Consider the following 1710-nt stretch of genomic DNA (forward strand, 5'->3'; position numbering starts at 1 on the left):
TGGGATGGCGTGAACGACGGGATTACGGTGGCTGCAGGCGTGGAAATTCAGCGCGATGATCAGCTGACTTTCATTGTTACCGTCGCCACCAATTCAGCCGGTGGCGTTATCCGCGTACCGGTGGTGTGCGAAACGGCGGGCGCCGATGGCAATACCGATGATGGTACCGGCATGACTCTGGTTAGTCCGGTTTCTGGTCTGCCATCCCGCGGTGCGGCTGACACGATAAAAGGCGGTGCCGATCTGGAAGATATCGAACAGTGGCGTGCCCGTATCATCGATCGCTGGTATTACACCCCGCAGTCTGGCGCTGATCCTGATTATGTGGAATGGGCCAAAAGCGTGTCGGGTATTACCCGCGCCTGGACGCTGCGTAACTGGATGGGGCCGGGTACCGTCGGCGTGCTATGTGCCACTGATGACGATTCCGACCCGGTACCAGGTGAACAGCAAATTCAAAATGTTTATGACTACATTGAGCCAAAATCTCCGGTTGCTGGCTCCAGCCTTTTTGTTTTCGGCCCTGTAGTCAAAATAATCGATTTTCAAATCCTGATTAATCCCGATAACGCAGACACCCGCGCCGCGGTGCAGAGCGAAGTTAAAGCCTGGCTGAAGCGTGACGGACAGCCATCAGGCACGCTGGAAATGTCGCGCCTGGATGAAGCGATCAGCGCCGCATCCGGGGAGTACAGTCACAAGCGCATTTTTCCGGATGCCGACATTGTATTGGGAAACACTGAATTACCTGTTGCCGGAGCATTCGCATGGACACAGAGCAGTTAACGCAGAATTACCAGCAACAGTTACAAAATCTGCTGCCGCGTGGCCCGGCCTGGAGCGAAGACGACCCGTTGTTAGCCGGGCTGGCACCCGCGTTTGCCGCTGTTCATCAAAGGAGTAATGACCTCATCAAAGAGAGTGATCCTTTACAAACCGTTGAAATGATTGACCGCTGGGAGGCGTGTTGCGGTTTGCCAGATTCCTGCTCTGTTCCTGGAACGGAAACGATAGCCCAGCGACAACAACGGGTGAATACAAAGGTGAACGCAGTCGGTGGCATTACCAAATCGTATTACCTGCAGGTGCTAAGCGATTTGGGATATCCGGACGCCACCATCACAACTTTCTCCGGGCAAGGATTTAAATCTACTTCGCCGTGTACCAGCGCGCTTTATGGGTATGACTGGAATTTTTACTGGCAGGTTAATTTCACCGAAACCACGAAAGTTTCGGGTATGACCTGTAAATCACGCTGCAACGAGGCGATCCGAATATGGGGCGATACTGTCGCAGAATGCGTTATTAACAAAATATGTCCATCCCACACCATTGTTCTTTTTAGTTATCCGCCGGAGGCATTAAGTGCACCGTATTGACACTCCAACTGCGCAAAAAGATAAATTTGGCACAGGAAAAAATGGCTATACAGATGGCAATCCTCAGACGGGGGTGCCTGCAACGGATCTTACTTCGAGTATGTTTGATGCTCTGCAGGAGGAAATATGTGGAGTAATTGAATCTCAGGGAATGACGTTGGATAAAGGCGACAATGGGCAGCTTTTGGCTGCCATTGAAGCTCTTTTGAATGCCAGATCTGTTCCAGCGGTAGATGATTTATACATCACTCGAGGGAGTACTGATCCAAATATCAAATGGCCAGGCACCACATGGGTATACCTTGGCGAAGGTCTGACCCTGCGCACCGCT

Annotated in this window: 2 protein-coding genes and 1 pseudogene; all 3 read left to right on the forward strand. The window is 51.9% G+C overall.

Translation table 11 applies throughout. The features are described from left to right. The coding region (locus CJP72_RS26490; RefSeq protein ID WP_162383890.1) for a baseplate J/gp47 family protein at positions 1-786 on the forward strand (786 nt) is incomplete at its 5' end. Next, positions 768-1379: a YmfQ family protein gene (locus CJP72_RS26495; RefSeq protein ID WP_162383891.1), complete on the forward strand. Its 612-nt coding sequence runs from the start codon at positions 768-770 to the stop codon at positions 1377-1379. The genes CJP72_RS26490 and CJP72_RS26495, both read left to right, overlap by 19 nt. Then, positions 1366-1710 (forward strand): annotated as a pseudogene (locus tag CJP72_RS26500) (hypothetical protein); the annotation flags it as partial. The gene CJP72_RS26495 and the pseudogene CJP72_RS26500, both read left to right, overlap by 14 nt.

It is taken from the genome of Citrobacter sp. NCU1, assembly GCF_010231475.1.
GTDB lineage: Bacteria > Pseudomonadota > Gammaproteobacteria > Enterobacterales > Enterobacteriaceae > Citrobacter_D.

Bases quoted from the DNA above. Each gene is read 5' to 3' on its own strand.
- CJP72_RS26495 (WP_162383891.1), top strand. From the start codon at position 768: ATGGACACAGAGCAGTTAACGCAGAATTACCAGCAACAGTTACAAAAT.